10 protein-coding genes are annotated in these 18067 nt (G+C 70.4%); 6 read left to right on the top strand and 4 right to left on the bottom strand.

Annotated elements, in window-relative coordinates:
* Positions 1 to 14: 14 nt before the first annotated feature.
* Positions 15 to 1745 (bottom strand): S8 family serine peptidase, encoded by a 1731-nt coding sequence (locus tag HUA75_RS37840; RefSeq protein ID WP_174489199.1) that lies wholly within the window; start codon positions 1743 to 1745, stop codon positions 15 to 17.
* Between the two features lie 472 nt (positions 1746 to 2217).
* On the opposite strand from HUA75_RS37840, the gene HUA75_RS37835 reads away from it, so the two are divergent.
* Positions 2218 to 4602, top strand: coding sequence for a serine/threonine-protein kinase (locus HUA75_RS37835; protein ID WP_174489198.1), 2385 nt, complete (start codon positions 2218 to 2220; stop codon positions 4600 to 4602).
* 16 nt (positions 4603 to 4618) lie between these two features.
* Here the strand turns inward: HUA75_RS37835 and HUA75_RS37830 are convergent, their stop codons facing one another.
* Positions 4619 to 5293, bottom strand: a complete 675-nt coding sequence (locus HUA75_RS37830) for a hypothetical protein (RefSeq protein WP_174489197.1) — start codon at positions 5291 to 5293, stop codon at positions 4619 to 4621.
* Positions 5294 to 5804: 511 nt separating this feature from the next.
* On the opposite strand from HUA75_RS37830, the gene HUA75_RS37825 reads away from it, so the two are divergent.
* Positions 5805 to 10655 (top strand): two-component regulator propeller domain-containing protein, encoded by a 4851-nt coding sequence (locus HUA75_RS37825; protein ID WP_254627984.1) that lies wholly within the window; start codon positions 5805 to 5807, stop codon positions 10653 to 10655.
* Here the strand turns inward: HUA75_RS37825 and HUA75_RS37820 are convergent.
* A complete protein-coding gene (locus HUA75_RS37820) occupies positions 10606 to 11577 on the bottom strand; it encodes a PDR/VanB family oxidoreductase (protein ID WP_141645653.1) in 972 nt (323 codons plus the stop codon). The genes HUA75_RS37825 and HUA75_RS37820 overlap by 50 nt on opposite strands.
* Positions 11578 to 12027: 450 nt before the next feature.
* Between HUA75_RS37820 and HUA75_RS37815 the strand changes: the two genes are divergently transcribed.
* The 3 genes from HUA75_RS37815 (at position 12028) to HUA75_RS37805 (ending at position 16623) form a co-directional block, all read left to right on the top strand.
* Positions 12028 to 12672: a hemerythrin domain-containing protein gene (locus tag HUA75_RS37815; protein WP_141645650.1), complete on the top strand. Its 645-nt coding sequence runs from the start codon at positions 12028 to 12030 to the stop codon at positions 12670 to 12672.
* Between the two features lie 156 nt (positions 12673 to 12828).
* Positions 12829 to 13584, top strand: coding sequence for an SIMPL domain-containing protein (locus HUA75_RS37810; protein WP_174460540.1), 756 nt, complete (start codon positions 12829 to 12831; stop codon positions 13582 to 13584).
* Between the two features lie 561 nt (positions 13585 to 14145).
* Positions 14146 to 16623, top strand: a complete 2478-nt coding sequence (locus tag HUA75_RS37805; RefSeq protein ID WP_174489196.1) for a hypothetical protein — start codon at positions 14146 to 14148, stop codon at positions 16621 to 16623.
* Positions 16624 to 16829: 206 nt separating this feature from the next.
* On the opposite strand, the gene HUA75_RS37800 is transcribed toward HUA75_RS37805, so the two are convergent.
* Positions 16830 to 17294: a nuclear transport factor 2 family protein gene (locus HUA75_RS37800; RefSeq protein WP_174458250.1), complete on the bottom strand. Its 465-nt coding sequence runs from the start codon at positions 17292 to 17294 to the stop codon at positions 16830 to 16832.
* Between the two features lie 85 nt (positions 17295 to 17379).
* Between HUA75_RS37800 and HUA75_RS37795 the strand changes: the two genes are divergently transcribed.
* Entirely contained in the window at positions 17380 to 17982 is a 603-nt protein-coding gene (locus tag HUA75_RS37795; protein WP_174489195.1) for a TetR/AcrR family transcriptional regulator, read from the top strand.
* Positions 17983 to 18067 lie beyond the last annotated feature (85 nt).

Genomic DNA, 18067 nt, shown 5'->3' with positions numbered 1-18067 from the left:
GGGCACGCGGGGCTTCAGGGCACCGGGCCGACGAGGGCCTCCAGCGCCCGCCGGGCCTGCACCAGGCCGTGGCCGTACTGCTCGTCGTAACCGCTGTCGCCCAGGTCCTTCGCGCTGCTCAGGAGCGCCGCCTTCACCTCGGCGGGTGTGGCGGAGGGGCGCGCGCTGAACAGCAGCGCGGCGATGCCGCTGACATACGGCGTGGCCATGGAGGTGCCGGACATGTACGCGTAGTCCGCCGGGCGCAGGCTGAGCTTCGCGGTGGCGCCGAGCTGTCGCTCCATCACCGTGCTCGCCGCCTGGGTGATGGTGACGGACGGCACCCAGGTTCCGCGCTGCGGCACGGAGAGGATTTCCGCGCCCCCCTCCATCAGCTCGCTGGCGAAGATGACCGCGCGCGCGCCCTGCCGCATCACGTTGACGATGGCCCGGTCGGGCCGCACGTAGGCGCTCGGGTGCACGTACGCGACGAAGCCTCGGCAACTGCCGTCCTCCCCGCATGAGGCCACCGATTCACCCATGCCGCAGTCCACCAACGAGCCCCAGGTGTCACCCGTCGGCGCGTACAGCAGCGAGCGCGACATGGGCCGGGAGTCGCCCACCTCCAGCGCGGCGAACGAGCCCCGGCCTTGAGGGAAGGTGGACAGCACGTCCACGCCGGGAGCCATCAGCGCCAGGCCCTCGCCATAGGAGGAGAACACCGCGCGCCGGTCCGTGTTGTCCAGGGCGCCCACCCCCAGCACGGACGGGTCCGAGGCGGGATAGGACATCAAGCCCTGCCCCTCGTTGCCCGCCGCCGCCACCACCAGCATCCCGCCGTCCAGCGCCGCCTTGAAGCCTTCCTCCGTGTTGAGGCTGCCCAGACTGCCGCCCAGCGACAGCGAGGCCACCTTCGCGCCTTCGGCCTGGCAGTACTCCAGCGCCTTCATCACCAGGCTCATGTGGGTGCTTCCCTCGAGGTTCAGCACCCGGGCGATGATGAGCTGCGCACCGGGCGCCACGCCCATCAGTCCGCGCTCGTCCAGCACCGGCCCGCCGCGTCCCCCCAGCCCCGGTCGCGCCGCGATGATGCCCGCCACGTGCGTGCCGTGGCCGGAGCCCCACCGCTCCTCGTCCCGGTCGCTGGGCGCGTCGTCCCCATCCAGGAAGTCCCGCGCCGCCACCACCGCGTCGCGCAGCTCCGGGTGGTCCAAATCCAGGCCGCTGTCGATGACGCACACCTTCACGCCCGCGCCCGTCACCGCCCCGGGGTCCGGCAGCCCGTCCCCATCCTGGTCCCACACCTCCAGCGCCTGCACCCGGCGCAGCTCTCCGACGTACTCCCGCGTGCCGGCCAGGGTGGTCGCCAGCGCCAGGGCCGTCGGCGCGGAGGTCCCCAAGGCGTACAGCTTCTGGTCCGGTTCGATGCTCTCCACGCGGGGGTCCAACGCCAGGGCCAGCCGCTCCTCGGGCGTCACGCGCGCGGCCACGGCCGGCACGTTCCGGAAGGTCGCCGTCACCTGCCCGACGAGCTGGTGCACCTGGGCCGCCGTCACCCCGTCCTCGCGCCGGTAGCGGATGATGACGCGCTCACGGCCGTCCTCGTCGCCAGAGTCGAGCCCCGCTGTCGCCTTCCCGTGAGGTTCGCCCGGCAACATGCCCGCGGTGATGCCGGGACAGGCGGTCAGCTGGGCATCCCGGTGAGATGACTCGTCCGGCAGACAGCCCGCGACCGCCAAGAACCCGATGAATCCCCAGCGCGTCATGAGGCACTTCCTTTCGTCACCACCCGGGCGACACTGCGAGGCCCGGCCGGAGGGCTTCCGGCCGGACGGCCCCACCTGTTCCCAGGGAGCGCATCGCTTCGCGTCGCGGCAACGGCCCGACCGGGGGCGCGGCGACGGGAGGTGCGCGGGTTCACATCCTGTGTGGCCCGCCTGTCTCAAACTGGCTTTCGGCCCGGGCCACCCCAGGCGCCGGTTGTCCTGAAACCCGCGCTCACCGCCCACCTCGGAGGAGGAGGACGCGGGAGTCCTTCGTCCACGGGTTCAACGCGGCCGGGCGCTGGACGTACTGGAAGACAGGAGGTTCACTGACAGTTGTGCCTCACCGGTCTGACACCCCGGCCAGGGCAGGCGGGTTGATGTTCCGAGCGCGTACGGTGTCTGACAGATGCGAGAAGGGCCCTCGACAGCTTGATTCCGTGTGTGTCCGGGTGCTTCGCTGCCAGGAGAAGCCATGAGCACCGCACCTACAGAGTCCTCCCGTTTCCTCGGGCGCTACGAGCTCGTCCATCCCCTGGGCCAGGGCGGCATGGGCGAGGTGTTCCTGGCGAAGATCAGCGGCGCGGCCGGCTTCGAGAAGCCGTGCATCGTCAAGACCATCCTCCCGACGCTGCTGAAGGACCGGCAGTTCCTGGACCGCTTCCACCACGAGGCCAAGGTGCTGGTGCACCTGGTCCACTCGTCCATCGCCCAGGTGTACGACATGGGGGAGGCGGACGGGACGTACTACATGGCGCTGGAGTACGTGGCCGGCGTGGACCTGGCGTACCTGCTGGAGCAGGCGCGGTTGCAGGGCGCGCAGGTGCCGGTGCCGGTGGCGCTGTTCCTGGGCCAGCGCATGGCGGAGGGCCTGGGCTACGCGCACCGCAAGGTGGGGCCGGATGGCTCGCCCCTGGGCATCGTCCACCGCGACGTGTCACCCCACAACGTCATGGTGTCGTACGAGGGTGAGGTCAAGGTCATCGACTTCGGCCTGGCCAAGTCCGCGGCGCGCAGCAAGTACACCCTGCCCGCCACGGTGATGGGGAAGCTGGGCTACATGTCGCCGGAGCAGGTGCGCGCGGAGGCGCTGGACCACCGCAGCGACATCTACTCGTGCGGCGTGGTGCTGTGGGAGATGCTGGCCGGCCGCTCGCTCATCCCCCACGGGACGGTGGGCGAGATGATGGCGGCCATGTCGCAGCCCACCGTGCCGTCGATGAAGGGGCTGCGCGGGGACGTGGACGAGGCGCTGGAAGCCGTCGTGCGTCGCGCGCTGGCCGCCCGTCCGGATGAACGCTACTCGCGCTCGGACGAACTGGCGCGGGCGCTCAATGGGGAGCTGGTGCGCTCGGGCGCCGCGGTGGGCGCCGAGGAAGTGGGCCACTTCGTCCGCGCGCTGTGCCCGGAGGCCTTCGCCGCGCAGCGACAGCTCATCTCCAAGGTGACGTCGTCCGGGAGCCACCACCGCACGCCCGCGCCGATGCCCGTCCTGGCCGGTGGCACCGGCACGGGAGCGTTCGGCACCGGGCCCCAGGGCACTCCGGAGAACACCGCGCAGTCGGGCTTCGAGCCGACGATGATGCGCGCGCCGACGGAGCCGCCCGCTCCCTCGAATGAGCGGCGCGTGGCCGGCATGGCCCGGCAGGATGTTCCCTCCGCCGAGGACGCGATGGGCACCGATGCCACCACGCTGCGTCCCGGCTCCGGAGGCGTCGCGGGTGGGGCGGCGATGGCCGCGAGCGCCGCCCCGTCGTCGGGCCCGGTGGTCCAGGCGGCCTCGTCGGGCCCCGTGGTGCCGGTGTCGACGGCGTCCGTTTCCCAGTCCGCCAATAACGTTAACGTTGTGGCCGCGAAGCCCGCGTCCTCCCGGAAGACCGGGACGATGCTCGTCATCGCGCTCACGGTGCTGCTGTTGATGGTCGGCACCGCGGTGACGACGGCCCACTTCGTCAAGGGTCAGGGCGGCCCGGAGGCCCCCACGCCACCTGCGCCCGTCGCCGCGAAACCGCCGCCTCCCACTTCGGACAAGAAGCCCGCTCCGCCGACCACCGCCGAGACGCGTCCGACCCCGCCTCCTGTCGACAAGCCGGCACCCAGGCCGGAGCCGGAGGTGGTGGCGACCCGGGAGCCCCTGCCACCCAAGCGCACGCCCACGCCGAAGCCGCCCGCTCCCAAGCCGGCTCCCGAGCCCGTCGCCGTGGCTCCCAAGCCCGAGAAGGGCGTCACCTATGTCTCGCCCGAGGTGGCGCTCGCGGTGGTGGAGGAGAACGGCGGCTATGCCGTCAGGGGCCCCCAGGCCGTGCCCCTGCGGATGCGCCAGAAGTTCAATGTCGTGGGCCCCGCGAAGAACATGCAGCGCGTGTTGCTCGGGCGCGCCACGGTGTCATGGGCGGGCGCTACCCCCAGGGACCGCATCAAGGCGCGGATGGTCCGGCTGAGCCTCGACGACTCCGCCAGGGCGGCCACGGGCCCGCGCTTCATCGCGCTGCCAGAGGTCGGCGCCGAGCTGGAGTCCTTCCCCGACGAAACCCCCTCCGAGCCCGAGGCCGCCGCCGAGCCGTCGAAGCCCGCTCCCCCGATGATTGCCGCGCCCAAGCTCCTCACGGGCGCGGTGAGGAAGGCGGGCGGCATTGGCCCGTTTGGTGGAAGCGGCGTGGCGGTCCGCAACCTCGACGACTTCGTCTGGACCAACTGCTCCGTGGTGAAGGACCGTCGTCAGCGCGGCATGCTGGGCATCCTGCCCCCCAACAAGGAGCGGGCCGTGAAGAACTTCGCCACCCACGCCGAGCACTTCGTCGAGCCCGGCAAGGTGGGCGTGTTCTGCGACGAGGGACAGTTCATCACCACGCTGCGCTGACCCCTGTCGCTCCGGCTCACGGCCTCGCGAGTCGCTCCGAGGCCACGGGACAGTCCGCCACGACGGCGCGCACGTCCTCACGGCCGGAGTTCGCCTCGCGCACCGCGCGGTTCAGTGACGTGCGGCACTCCCACGTCACGTCCCGCGTGCCGTGGCAGCAGTGCCAGCCCGTCAACGTGCTCCCCAGGTACTTGAGCATCTCCGCGCGCGTGGGGGTGACGAGCAGCCACACCGCGCCCGCCAGCAGCGCCAGCCAGGGAAGCTGCGGGGCCATTCCCTTCAGCCGGGCCCCCGCGCCCGCCGTCACCGGCTCCGCGTAGAGGCCGAGCATCGTGTCGAAGGGCCGGCGTTGCAGCACGGGCGCCACCAACAGGTCGACGGGCGTGGTGAAGGCCCGGACCAGGCCGCGTTGAGCGCCCGGCGCCCCCGCGTTGCGCACCAGCCGCACGCCCAGGAGCTGCCGCCACAGCGTCCGCCCCCAGATACCGCCCACCGCGGACCACGCGAGCCAGGAGAGGACCATGGCCAGCACCATCGCCACCGGCGTCCGCTCGTGCTCCATCGCGCGCAGGGCGGCCCAGCCGACCAGGGCCGACGTCGCCACATCCAGCAGGTCCGCGGTCCACAAGTGCCACTGGTACCGCGCCTCGGTGCTCACCGTGTCCGTCGAGAACAACGCCCCGTCGCTCATCCACCCTCGCTCTTCGGCGCGCGGAGCATAGACGTTCGGCGACCTCGGGGGGTCATGCACCTTCGTCCGCCACCTGGACTTCGTCCGGAAAGCCACCGCGAGAGCAGGCGGGCTCGGGGTGTTTCACGGCTCGGCGCCGGGCGGGAGGACAACCGCCCAGGGGGTGCCCTGGGGCGACCGTGGGACGTGACTGCTGTCTTCTTCCCGCAGTGGCGCGAGACAGGGGTGGCTCCCATCTTGGGTTCAGCGCGATGCGGCGAGACCCCACCCACCACCGGGGTCTCGAAGCGAGGAGCGCTTGGGCCATGACCCCGGTCATCCGGGAGCACGGCTCTCGGGTGCCGGCGGTGGTGGCGTACGAGGCGACAGCGGCGGGGGGAAGTTTGGATGTCGTGGGGGGGCAGGTGGTCCCCCGCCGCTGTCGCCGAGGCCGTTAACGGCCAACGTTCCACTGTGGGTGAACGCCCGAGGTTTGGCCTCCCGGTCGATTCTGCCGGACACTGGGGCCGTCATGGGCATTTCGAGGCATCGGCTCCGCGCAATCTGGCGCGGGTTCGTGGGGTTCGTCCTGCTGGCCGGGTTCGTCCTGGCGCGGCCGGGCCTCGCCTTGGATCCCCAGCGATGGGTCTCCCAGTACAGCCAGGACTCGTGGCGCAGCGACGACGGGCTTCCGCAGAACAGCCTGCTGGCGCTGGCGCAGACGCGGGACGGCTACGTGTGGCTGGGCACGTGGGAAGGCCTGGTGCGCTTCGACGGCGCGCGCTTCGTCGTCTTCGACAAGCGCAACACGCCGGAGCTGCGCAACCACACCATCAAGGCGCTCGCGGAAGATGCCTCCGGCGTGTTGTGGGTGGGCACGGACCAGGGGCTGGTGGCCTACGTGGATGGCCGCTTCGAGCGCGCCCCCGGTGCCTCCGCGCCGCTGGAGGGCGTGCGGGTGGAGGAACTGCTGGTGGGCGAGGGGGCCCTGTGGGTGGGCACCTCCGGTGGGCTCTGGCAGGTGCCGCTGGGCGAAGGCGTGGCGCGCCAGTACACGGAAGCCGACGGTCTGCCGGGCTCCTTCGTCACCGCGTTGGCGCGAGCGGGCGGTGACAACCGGCTGTGGGTGGGCACCAAGGCGGGCCTGGCGTTGCTGGAGGGCGGGCAGGTGCGGCAGACGCCCTTTCCCGTCCCGGGCCCCGACGAGCGCCCGGAAGTCACGGCGCTCTTCCAGGACGTCGCCGGCACGCTGTGGATGGGGACGGAGACGGGGCTCGTCTCGTGGAATGGCGTGGTGGCCACGCGCTTCACGGCGACGGAGGGGCTGCCGGCCACCGTCACCGCGCTCCTGGCGGACAGCCAGGGCAACCTCTGGGTGGGCACGCGGCGGGGCGGGCTGGTGCGGCGGGAAGTCGACGGCTTCAGCTCACCGCTGCACGGCGCGGGGCTCGCGGACGCGGAGGTGCTGTCGCTGCTCGAGGACCGGGATGGGGCGCTGTGGGTGGGCACCTATTCGGGGTTGTTCCGCCTGCGCGACGGCCCGTTCGCCACGTACGGCGCTCCGGAGGGCCTGAGCAACGAGACGGTCAGCACGGTGTTGCAGGACAAGCGGGGCACGGTGTGGCTGGGCACGGTGGGCGGCGGGTTGTTCTACCTGCGCGACGGGCGCATCCACCGCATGGAGGACTTCGAGGGAGGCACGGACCCGGTCATCACCGCGTTGCACGAGGCGCCGGACGGCACGCTGTGGGTGGGCTCCAAGGCGGGTGCGTTCCGCTACGACGGGCAGCGCTTCGCGAAGTCGTCGCGCGTGCAGGGGCTGCCGGACCACGTGGTGACATCCATCCTGGTGGACTCGCGTGGGACGCAGTGGTTCGGCACGCGCGAGGGGCTGGCGCGGGTGCGGGGCGGCGACGTCACGGTATTCGGCGAGCGGCAGGGGCTGTCGACGGAACCCATCATCGTCATGGCCGAGGACGCCTCCGGCGCGGTGTGGCTGGGCTCCGAAGGAGGGCTTTGGCGCTTCGAGGAGGGCAAGGGCCTGCACCGCTTCACGCTGAAGGACGGGCTGCCCGGCGAGGTGGTGCTGGCGCTGCTGGCGGACGCGGACGGCACGGTGTGGGTGGGCACGGAGACGGGGCTGGGGCGGTGGAAGGGGGGCGCGTGGACGCGCTACTCGGTGTCGCAGCACGGGCTCTACGACGACGCGGTGTTCAGCATCGTCCCGGACGGCGATGGCCACCTGTGGATGAGCAGCAACAAGGGCGTGTCCCGGGTGTCGCTGCGTGAGCTGGAGGAGGTGGCGGAGGGGCGCCGCTCGCGGCTGGCGGTGATGGGGTTCGACCAGACGGACGGGATGCGCACCGCGGAGTGCAACGGGAACACGCAGCCGTCGGGGTGGCGGGGCAGGGACGGGCGGCTGTGGTTCACCACCATCCAGGGCGCCATCGTCGTGGACCCGGTGCGGGTGCGCGCGAGCCGGCAGCCTCCCGAGGTGCGCATCGAGGAAGTGCGCGTGCAGGGCGAGCTGGTGCCGGTGACGGGCCCGGTGGAGCTGCGGCCGGATGGTTCGCGGCTGGACATCCGCTTCACGGCCTTCACACCTGGGGACGCGGTGCGGTTGCCGTTCCGCTACCGACTGGTGGGGCACGACGACGGCTGGGTGCGCGCGGAGATTCGCCGGGCGACGTACACGGGGCTGCGGCCCGGGCGCTATCGCTTCGAGGTGCAGGCGGAGGGCCGGGACGGTGGCTGGACGGAGCCCGTGTCGCTGGACGTGCTGCTGGAGCCGAGCCTGTGGCAGCGCACGGACTTCTGGGTGTTGTTCGTGCTGGGGCTGGGGATGTTGGGCGTCAGCGTGTACCTGCTGCGAGTGGGGCAGCTGAAGGCGCGTGAGCGGTGGTTGGAGGCGCGTGTGCAGGAGCGCACGCGGGAGCTGGCGCGGGCGAATGAGGAGCTGGAGGCGAACGTGCGCACGCTGCGGCAGACGCAGGCGCAGCTCGTCCAGGCGGGGAGGATGGCGGCGGTGGGGCAGCTCGCGGCGGGCGTGGGGCACGAAATCAACAACCCGCTGGCGTACATCGTGTCGAACCTGGAGCACGCGAGCGAGGAGTCGGACGCGCTCGCGCGCGAGCTGGGAGAAGCGAGGGACGCGGGGACACGACTGCGCGAGGTGGGGCAGGCGCTGCGCGAGGCGTTGCATGGCGCGGACCGGGTGCGCCGCATCGTCCGGGACTTGAAGACCTTCTCCCGGCCGGACGACGAGAAGCAGGGGCCGGTGGAGCTGGGGGCGGTGCTCGACTCGGCGGTGAAGATAGCGATGGGCGAGCTGCGTCCGCGCGCGAAGGTGGTGCGCGACTACGGGGACGTGACGTGGGTGGAGGGGAACGAGGCGCGGTTGGCGCAGGTGTTCCTGAACCTGCTCATCAACTCGGCGCAGGCGTTGCCGGAGGGCCGGGCGGAGGAGAACGAGGTGCGCCTGGTGACGCGCGGTGGGCCGGACGGGTGGGTGGTGGCGGAGGTGCGCGACACGGGGAGCGGGATTTCACCGGAGTCGCTCGGGCGCATCTTCGACCCGTTCTACACGACGAAGCCGGTGGGCGTGGGCACGGGGCTGGGGTTGTCGTTGTGCCATGCGTACGTGACGGCGATGGGCGGCACCATCTCCGTGGAGAGTGAGCTCGGCCGCGGCTCGGTGTTCCGGGTGACGTTGCGTCGCGCGAGGGAAGTGGGCGCGGCCTTGAGCTCGGAGGCGCGGGGGCGGTCGCGGGACTCGTTGTCGGATGCGCGAGGGCAGGTGTCGGGGAGCGGGTGGGCCGCGGTCCGAGGCTCGGGTGAGCGCGCGGCGGAGTCGGAGTCGAGGTCCGCGCGGGAGCGTCCGTCATCGCCCACGGGTTACCCGACGGTGCCCGGGGCGCGGTCCGTGACGGAGCGTCCGTCGTCTCCCCTGGGCCACCCGACAGTCCCCGAGTCCGCTCCGCTCGCGCGTCCCGTGACGGAGCGTCCCTCGTCACCGACGGGCTACGCCACGGTGTCCGAGCCGAGGCCGGTGACAGAGCGCGAGACCTCACCCAAGGGCCATCCGACGGTGTCCGAGTCGGCACAGGGCACGTGGTCCACGAGGGAGCGCACGTCCTCACCCACGGGCTATCCAGTGGTGCCCGAGTCGTCACAGAACACGCTGTCCGCGCTGGAGCGCACGGCCTCGCCCACGGGCTACCCGGTGGTGCCCGAGTCATCACAGGGCATGCGGTCCGCGACGGAGCGCATGGCCTCGCCCACGGGCTACCCGGTGGTGCCCGAGTCGTCACAGGGCATGCGGTCCGCGACGGAGCGCACGGCCTCGCCCACGGGCTACCCGGTGGTGCCCGAGTCGTCACAGGGCATGCGGTCCGCGCTGGAGCGCACGGCCTATCCGGTGGTGCCCGAGTCATCACAAGGCATGCGGTCCTCGATGGAGCGCACGGCCTCGCCCACGGGCTACCCGGTGGTGCCCGAGTCGTCGCAGGGCATGCGGTCGGCGATGGAGCGCGCGTCCTCACCCACGGGCTACCCGACGGTGCCGGAGTCATCGCAGGGCATGCGGTCCGCGATGGAGCGCCCGTCCTCACCGACGAGCTCCCCGACCATCTGGGAGTCACCGCACGGAGCCAGGCAGGCGACGGAGCGCGATACTTCACCCACGGGCTACCCGCCGGTGTCCGAGCCCGTTGGCTTCCCAGCTTCGCGTCGCACGGCAGCGGGCCTCGTGATGGACGCGGGCTCCGAACGACTCCCGGGCTCCGTGTCTCCCTTCTCCGCCGAGAGTGGCGTGAGCCCCGAGGCACGTGCTCCCATCGCGGCCCCGGAGCCCCTGGTCCGGACGCCGACGAGCCCTCCTCTCGACGCCGGCGCTCGCATCGGGACGCCATCGGTGACGACGGAGCCCGTCCGAGCCGAGACCTCGCCGCCGGTCCGGGGACGGGTGCTGGTGGTGGACGACGACGCGCTGGTGAGCGGGGCCATCCGCCGCACGCTGGCGCGAGAGAACGACGTGGACGTGGTGGTGAGCGCACGGCAGGCGCTGGAGCGACTGGTGGCGCCCGAACCCCAGCGCTACGACGTGGTGCTGTGCGACCTGATGATGCCGGAGATGACGGGGATGGACCTCTACGAGGCGCTCGTGCGCACGGCGCCGGCCGTGGCGGAGCGGGTGGTGTTCATCACCGGAGGGGCCTTCACTCCGACGGCACGCACCTTCCTGGAGCGGGTGGAGAACCCGCGCGTGGAGAAGCCCTTCGACCCGGAGGCCCTGCGGGCGCTGGTTCGGGCCGAGGTGGCCCGAGCCCGCCTGGTCACAAATCCAGCACCAGCCGCTTGGAGCGAGCGCGCGACACGCAGATGAGCATGCGCTCATCGCCGGCGGGCTCCTGCTGGAAGAAGGTGTCGCGGTGCTCGGGCTGTCCCTCGCAGACGCGGGTGACGCAGGTGCCACAGGAGCCGGCCTCGCAGTCGCTGGGCACGCGCAGGCCATTGCGGCGCAGCACGTTGAGCACCGACTGGCCCTTGGGCACGCTGAGCACCTGACCCGTGCTGCGGATGGTCACCTCGAAGTCGGTGTCCTCCTTGCCCAGGGCGACGCTGTTGCCTTCGGCGCCGAAGGACTCGAAGTGGACCTTCTCCCAGGGCCAGCGGTGGCGCGTGGAGGCCTCGCGCACGGCCTTCATCAACCCCGTCGGGCCGCAGCAGTACAGCCGCGTGCCCGGCCCGCGCGTGGACAGCAGCCCCGACACGTCGAGCCCCTTGTTCGGGTCTCCCCCGTCGAAGTGGAAGCGCACCCGGTCCGCGAACGGCGCGGAGGACAGGAGCTCGCGGAACGCGGCGCGCTCGGGGGCGCGGACGCAGTAGTACAAGACGTAGTTCGCCCCGGTGCGCTGGAGCTGCCGCGCCATGGACAGCAGCGGGGTGATTCCGATGCCGCCCGCCACCAGCAGGTAGCTGCGCGCGAACATCAAGGGAAAGTCATTGCGCGGCGTGCTGACCACCAGGACGTCGCCTTCCCGCACGCGCTCGTGCATGGCGCGCGAGCCGCCGCGGCCCCGCGCATCCTTCTGCACGGCGATGACGTACCGGTGCGTCTCTTCCGCGTCGTTGCAGAGTGAGTACGAGCGCAGCGCGGAGTCCTTGCCGGGAACGCGCACGTCCAGGTGGGCGCCGGGCTCGAAAGCCGGCAGCTCGCCACCTTCTTCCGGGACCAGCTCGTACGACAAGATGTCCTCGGCCTCGGTCGCAATCCGGGCTACGCGCACGCGCTGAGCATCATTCATCACGGTGTTCACTGCGTTCCCCTCTCCCCGTCCCGCAACTGCAGCGGGCCCACCACCCTTGGCGCCGAGACGGAGATTGAGCAGAGGTGGTTCCGCGTGGGATTGGACTGGGGGGCGGTCGGCACGTCGCCTCCCCGACGGCGGCCAGGACAGCGGAGCCTGGCCAAGGGTCAACCAGGAGCATCCGGTTCCCTCGTTGAGCACGGTGCTTCCCTGTCAGGGGGGCGAGGCCTCCAGGGTGGGCTCGCGCGAACCCGGATGTATCCCTCCGGTTCTCAGGGGGAGCGGTCTCCAGGGTCGCCTGTCGGGGTCGCGGGGGAGCGGGCCATTCTCCCGTCGCTTCGGCATCAGGGCGAGGTCATCCCCACCATCCAGGACATGTCGCGCCTGGAGCCTTGCGCTCCATGGAGGGGATGCGCGGCCCCCAGAACCCCAGGGAGGCAATCAAGCATGGATGCCATCGCGTTGCTGAAGACGGACCACAAGACGGTGGAGCAGCTCTTCCGCAGGTTCGAGAAGGCGGGCGCCAATGCCCACAAGCTCAAGCGCAAGCTGGTGGAGCAGATGGTGCTCGAACTGTCGGTGCACGCCGCCATCGAGGAGCAGGTGTTCTACCCGGCGGTGCGCACGCGCTCGGAGTCGATGAAGGAGGAGGTGCTGCGCTCGCTGGAGGAGCACCACGTGGTGAAGTGGGTGCTGTCGGAGCTGGACGAGCTGCCCGCGGAGGCGGAGCGCTTCGATGCGAAGGTGTACGTGTTGATGGAGAACGTGCGCGCGCACGTGCTCGAGGAGGAGGGCACGCTCTTCCCCGAGGTGAAGAAGGCCTTCCGGCCACAGGAGCTGCGGGAGCTCGGCGGGTTGCTGGAGAGCGCCAAGCAGGCGGCCCCCACCCGGCCGCACCCGATGGCGCCGGACACGCCGCCGGCCAACCTGGTGGCGGGCGCGGTGTCGGCGGTGATGGACATCGGCCGTGATGCGCTGAGGGCCGCGCGCCGCAAGGCGACGACGAAGGTGCGGGAAGTCACCGGGCGCGGCGAGAAGACGCCGAAGCCCCCGGCCCCCGGGTACGAGGCAGGGGACGCCGCGAGTCCGTGAGGTCCGCGCTCGCGGGAGGGCGGGGGGTGCTCCGTCCTCCCGTGAAGGGCGGGTGCCGTGAAGGGGCGTGAATGTTGGGTGGCAGGCCCCGTCCTGAGGAGTAAGGCAGCGTCATCACGACACCCGCCGTACCGGAATCCCGCCCCAGGAGGCGCCATGCTTCACGCTCGACCCATCCGTTCCATGTTGCTCACCGCCATGCTGCTCACCGCGCTGGGGGCCTCCGCTCAGCCTCAGCCGCTGTCCGCGCCGCGCCCGCCGTTGGACCCGGCCGTGCGCACCCTGCGCGTGGAGGGCACGGGCGAGGTGAAGGCGCAGCCGGACGAGGCCTTCATCGACCTGGCGGTGGAGACGCTGGCGGCCACCGCGAAGGCTGCGGGGGAGCAGAACGCGAAGAAGATGGAGAAGGTGATTGCGGCGCTGACGTCGGCGGGCATCGCGCGGAAGGAAATCCAGACGCGCAACTACTCGGTGTACCCGGACTACGGGCCCCCGGCGCCGAACGAGACGGAGCCGAAGCTCAAGGGGTACCGGGTGAGCAACCTGGTGAGCGTGCACCTCACGGAGCTCTCGCGGGTGGGGAGCTTGCTGGACCAGGCGCTGGCGGCGGGGGCGAACCGGGTGGACCAGGTGCGCTTTGGGCTGGCGAAGCAGGACGCGGTCCAGGGTGAGGCGCTGCGGCAGGCGGTGGCGCGCGCGCGCAAGTCCGCCGAGGTGCTGGCGGCGGCGCTGAACGTGAAGCTGGGCGCGGTGGTGGACGCGAGCACGGTGACGGAGCCGCCGCAGATGTACCCGGCGCGCTTCGCGATGGCGGAGTCCGCGGATGCCCGAGGGACCACGCCCATCCAGCCGGAAGAGCAGACGGTGCAGGCGAAGGTGACGCTCATCTACGTCATCGAGCCCCTGCGCTAGCCAGTCGCCCGGCAACATCAAGGAAGCGCGAGCCCCGTGGCGCCAGCAAGGTGCCACGGGGCTTTTACGTGGGTGCGTGATGATAGCCCGCCGGACGGCCTGATGCCTGCCACGGCGACGTGGACGCCTCTTGAAAGCAAGGGTCGGCGAAGAAAGCGCGCGACCTCCCGGGGCTCGGGCATTTTCAAGAGTATCCGAGAACACCGCGAAGCGCGTGTGACTCCCGGGCACAGAGGACACACCTTCATGAATGGTCAGAAGCAAACCGTCTCGTCCACGAGGCGGATGGGACTCATCCTGGCGTTGTTGGGCGTGGGGCTCTCCGGCTGTGGTGGAGACACGCTGGCGGAGTCATCCATCAAGCCGCGCGAGGGGGAGACGTCCGGGAGCCAGCTCCAGGGCCTCTCCTCGAACTATCGGCGCGCGATGACGTGGCGGCTCCTGGAGCAGCGGCCGAACCTCACGCTCGTGGGTGGAGATGACATCACCAACGTGTACTCAGGTGACACCACCATCGACACCCTCCTTCCCATGCTTTGCCTCCGCCAGGACGGTCGCCCCGTGCCCGCGGGCCTCGTCGTGGACTTCTACAATGGCTGGGCCGCGGGTGAGGTGAAGCTGACGGCGCCGCTCGCCGGGTCGGTGCTCGGCTCGCGGGCCACCGCCGATGCACTCTGCGCGTCGCAGTTCGGTGCCGGCTTCCGGATGGCCGAGTTCCATGACGGACAGGGTGGCTGGCACTGGTGGGCAAACGGCGTGGTCCCGATGGACACCCGCTTCTGGGCGGCCATCAACAATCAGCCCGCCAATGCCTGGAACTCGACCGGCACCATTCCTCCCGCGCCCCCAGTGACTCCGTCCACGCTTCCGGCGGTGTCTTGCTACAACCCGTCCGGCGCCGCGGTCGACTGCATCTCCGGCTGCGGGGCGGTCACCTGCCGCGACATCAACAACGTCGCGGTCCACTGCGCCAGCAGCGCGAATGCGTCGCAGAACTGCCCGCCGGCCCGCTGTTACACCGCGAGCGGCGTCGAGGTGAACTGCGCAACCGAGTGTGACATCGCCAGGTGCGCCTCGGCGAACGGCACGACGATGCCGTGCCCTACCGAATATGCGTATTGCTACGAGGGGCCGACCCTCTGCACCAGCGCCACGGGTATTTGGGACCAACAGGACGACTGCAATACGCCCGAGTCCGACGTCTACACCTGCCTTGATAACGGCACGACCTGTGCCTCGGCGACCGACGACCCGGGCGATGCGGACGACAGCACCAATACCATGACGCCGCTCACTCCCCCGGAGGTGATCTCCCTCGCGCCGTCGGACATCCCGTCGGTGGAAACGAACTCGTCGTGCGCATGCGCATCGGGCAACGGGAGGACGACCGACTGTGCCTACGAAGTGCGCCTGATCAGCTTCAAGCCGACCTCGGCATCTGCCTTTGACCGCCGCATGGAGGTCCGAAACATCACCGTCGACGCGGGCGCCGGGAAGGTGGAACTCGTGGACAAGTACATCGCACCGGAGAAGCTCCCCGTCGGCTACGAGGTGGGCATCAACAAGACGGTCGCCACCGTGCCCGTCCCGTGCGGCTCGACGAAGTTCGTGAACGTGACCGTGGCGGCGACCGAGGAGGACCGCTGGGGGCCTGATGAGAAGGGCTCGGTCACCTTTACGCTGCCCCTCAATTGTCCGGGCGGGGCGCCCGTGAAGATGACGCAGAAGATGCAGTTCAAGAACAGGCGTGGGCGCGTGAAGCACGAGGCCGACTTCACCGTCGAGGCCCGCGTGGGCAACCGCTGCGCGACGTCCACCGACCTCGGGACCGCGCCGGCCTGCGCGCCGCCCGCCGGAACGCCGACCGTCCCGTGCAAGTTCGACCTCTTCCTCGAAAGCCTCACCCACCGCGACTCGCCTGCGTTTGATCGCAAAGGCCAATTCTTCGGCGAAGTGTCGCCCCCCGGGTTCCCGGTGGTGGACATCCCCATGCCGACTCTCAGCAATGCGTTCGGTATCCGCGAGGGAACCTCGAAAGACCTTCGCCAGTGGTACACCAGCCCCATCGCGACCTACAACGTGCCGTACGGCGGCACGATGAGCCAGACCATCCCCGTCAGGCTCGAGGAGATCGACTTCCTCTTCGGAATCGGTCGCAATGACAAAGGCAACAGCCAGTTCAGCCTCAACCTCACGTGCCCGCCGACGCAAGACACGTTCTTCACCACGACCGAGGTGAAGCTGTTCGGTGGCAACACGAGCAATCCGAAGCACGTCGTCGACCTGGGTACGCGCACCACGCTGACAAACCTGAACTTCGGGCACGTGGAAGCGACGGAGGGCGCGGTCACGCCGTGCCAGGTCTCGGTGAAGATGCTTCGTGCGCGTCAAGTCTCGGGGGCCGTCGGCAACTTTGACCTCAAATTCCGCATCGGCGGAAAGGAGGCGTCGCGCAACTTCCTCGTCAAACACAGCGCACCGACCTGGGAGACGCCGCCACAGTACAGCACGCTTGCGAACGTCACCGTTCCCTGTGCGCGGCGCGTGGAGACGACGCTGTCAATCAGTGGCAGGGAGGCCGACGCCTTCTCCGGGCCCGAGTTCTCCTACACTGAATTTCCGCTCACGCTCTCGTGCGCCAACGGCGCGCAGGCCGACGAGCTGAAGACCGTGCGCCTCCATTTCAAGAACCGTCGCGGCTCGGTGCGAGACATCCTCGACGTGGACCTCGCCATCACACGCACCGAGTCCCGTCCCGCTTGCCAGTGCAGACAGGCGGGCCCCGAGCTCGGCCGCATCTCCACCTGGTGGGGCAAGGTCAATCTGCACAAGAGCCCGGGAGGCGGTTGGCTCGCCGACTCGGATTGCTCGACGGGCGCGAACGTGTATGACCTCAACTACTGCCGCAAGTTCTGGCCGACGGCCACGACGGTCACCGAGGTGCCGGTGACCCCGAAGCCCGCCAACGTGTGGCGCACCGGTGGGTGCGGCATCGAGCTGAGCGACTTCGATGGCGAGAAAGAGTACGTGTGTTGGTGAGCGCCTCGTCTGATTGAACGGTGACGTGAATGGGCGGACGGGCCGCGAGCCCGTCCGCCGTTCTGTTTTCAGGTCCGCGCTCCGCCGTTGCCAGTCGACGGTGTCTTCACGCGTGCGCTCGACCGGGGGCGGTTCCCGTCACGTGTCGCGGTGGGCTTCATGCCGCGCGAGGTGCCTGACGCGGGCGAAGCGTCGCGCGCCGAGGGCTACGGGGCAGGCGTGCCAGCTCCGCCGAGGTCCTGGGGCGTGAGTTTCAGCGCCTCGCTGATCGCCAGGATGTCCTGGTACTCGCGCCAGTGCTGAATCAGTCCGTCGCGGACCCGCAGCACTCCGATGAGGGTCGCCGAGGCGCGCAGGCCGGTGGTGGTGACCGTCCCCGCCAGCTCGTACTCGACGACGATGACCTCGGGGTCGTGGGTCTGGTGAGTGGCCAGCTCGCGGAACTGCTCGAACCGCACCGGCAGGACCGCGCTCCGGGCCCGGTAGAACGCCAGCCACGCCTCGCGGCCCTCATGGCGTCGCATGCCCGGAGGGGAGAAGGGCGTCTCGACCACGACATCCTCGGCCAGCAGCTCGGCGGGGAGGAGCGTGGCGCCGTCTCCGACGAGTGCTTCCTGCATGCGCTGGTAGACGGTGAGTGGACCTGCTGTGCCGGCCGCCGAGGGTGACATGGTCGAACCTCCCGATTAAAAGATGAGTGTGACTCAGGATAAATAATGAGTCATACTCATTTTCGCAAGGAAGGATGGAGGACTGATGGCTCGGAGCGGTGTGCCGCCTTCCGGTGGTGGTGGTGGGGACAAGGCCGTTCGTGCGGACGCCCGCCGCAATCGCGCGAGCATCCTGGAGGCGGCCGAGGCCGTGTTCGCCGAGCAGGGGGCGTCCGCCTCGACCGAGGCCGTGGCCGCTCACGCCGGCGTCGCGATTGGCACCGTGTTCCGGCACTTCCCGACCAAACCCGACCTGCTCCAAGCCGTGGTGATGAACCTGCTGGACCGCCTCATCACGGAAGTCGACGCGATGGTCGAAAATCAGGGCGCGGTCACCGCCCTGTTCGAGTTCTGCGCCCGCGTCATGGCCGTCAGCGCCCGGAACAGGGCCGTGTTCGCCCGGCTCGCCGAAACCGGGGTCCAGGTCCGCGTCGGCGACGCCCTGACGCGCCTCCGGCCCGCCATCGACGTACTGCTCGAGCGCGCCCAGAAGGCGGGCACCGTCCGCGGAGACCTGCTCCCCACCGAGCTGGTCGCCCTGCTCGCCGCGCTCTGCCAGGAAGCGCTCACGGATGCGTGGAGCGAACCCTTCCGCCAGCGCATGCTCACGATCCTCTTCGATGGCATTCGACCCACCGCGAGACGTTGACCGCGCAGCGAACAAGCAGCCTCGCGAGGGCCTGTTCTGGCGGGCGCTTGTTTGGGAGGCATTGCGAAGGGTTTCGTCGCCGCCG

The organism is Myxococcus sp. CA040A (assembly GCF_013336725.1).
In the GTDB taxonomy this organism is placed as follows: Bacteria; Myxococcota; Myxococcia; order Myxococcales; family Myxococcaceae; genus Myxococcus; species Myxococcus llanfairpwllgwyngyllgogerychwyrndrobwllllantysiliogogogochensis.
Note: the sequence above shows the minus strand (reverse complement) of the source record. Positions and strands in the feature narration are given on the sequence as shown.

Coding starts and splice junctions, on each gene's coding strand:
- HUA75_RS37810 (WP_174460540.1), top strand. CDS start 12,829: ATGCTTCACGCTCGACCCATCCGTTCCATGTTGCTCACCGCCATGCTG.
- HUA75_RS37830 (WP_174489197.1), bottom strand. CDS start 5,293: ATGAGCGACGGGGCGTTGTTCTCGACGGACACGGTGAGCACCGAGGCG.
- HUA75_RS37795 (WP_174489195.1), top strand. CDS start 17,380: ATGGCTCGGAGCGGTGTGCCGCCTTCCGGTGGTGGTGGTGGGGACAAG.
- HUA75_RS37840 (WP_174489199.1), bottom strand. CDS start 1,745: ATGACGCGCTGGGGATTCATCGGGTTCTTGGCGGTCGCGGGCTGTCTG.
- HUA75_RS37825 (WP_254627984.1), top strand. CDS start 5,805: ATGGGCATTTCGAGGCATCGGCTCCGCGCAATCTGGCGCGGGTTCGTG.
- HUA75_RS37800 (WP_174458250.1), bottom strand. CDS start 17,294: ATGTCACCCTCGGCGGCCGGCACAGCAGGTCCACTCACCGTCTACCAG.
- HUA75_RS37835 (WP_174489198.1), top strand. CDS start 2,218: ATGAGCACCGCACCTACAGAGTCCTCCCGTTTCCTCGGGCGCTACGAG.
- HUA75_RS37815 (WP_141645650.1), top strand. CDS start 12,028: ATGGATGCCATCGCGTTGCTGAAGACGGACCACAAGACGGTGGAGCAG.
- HUA75_RS37820 (WP_141645653.1), bottom strand. CDS start 11,577: ATGAATGATGCTCAGCGCGTGCGCGTAGCCCGGATTGCGACCGAGGCC.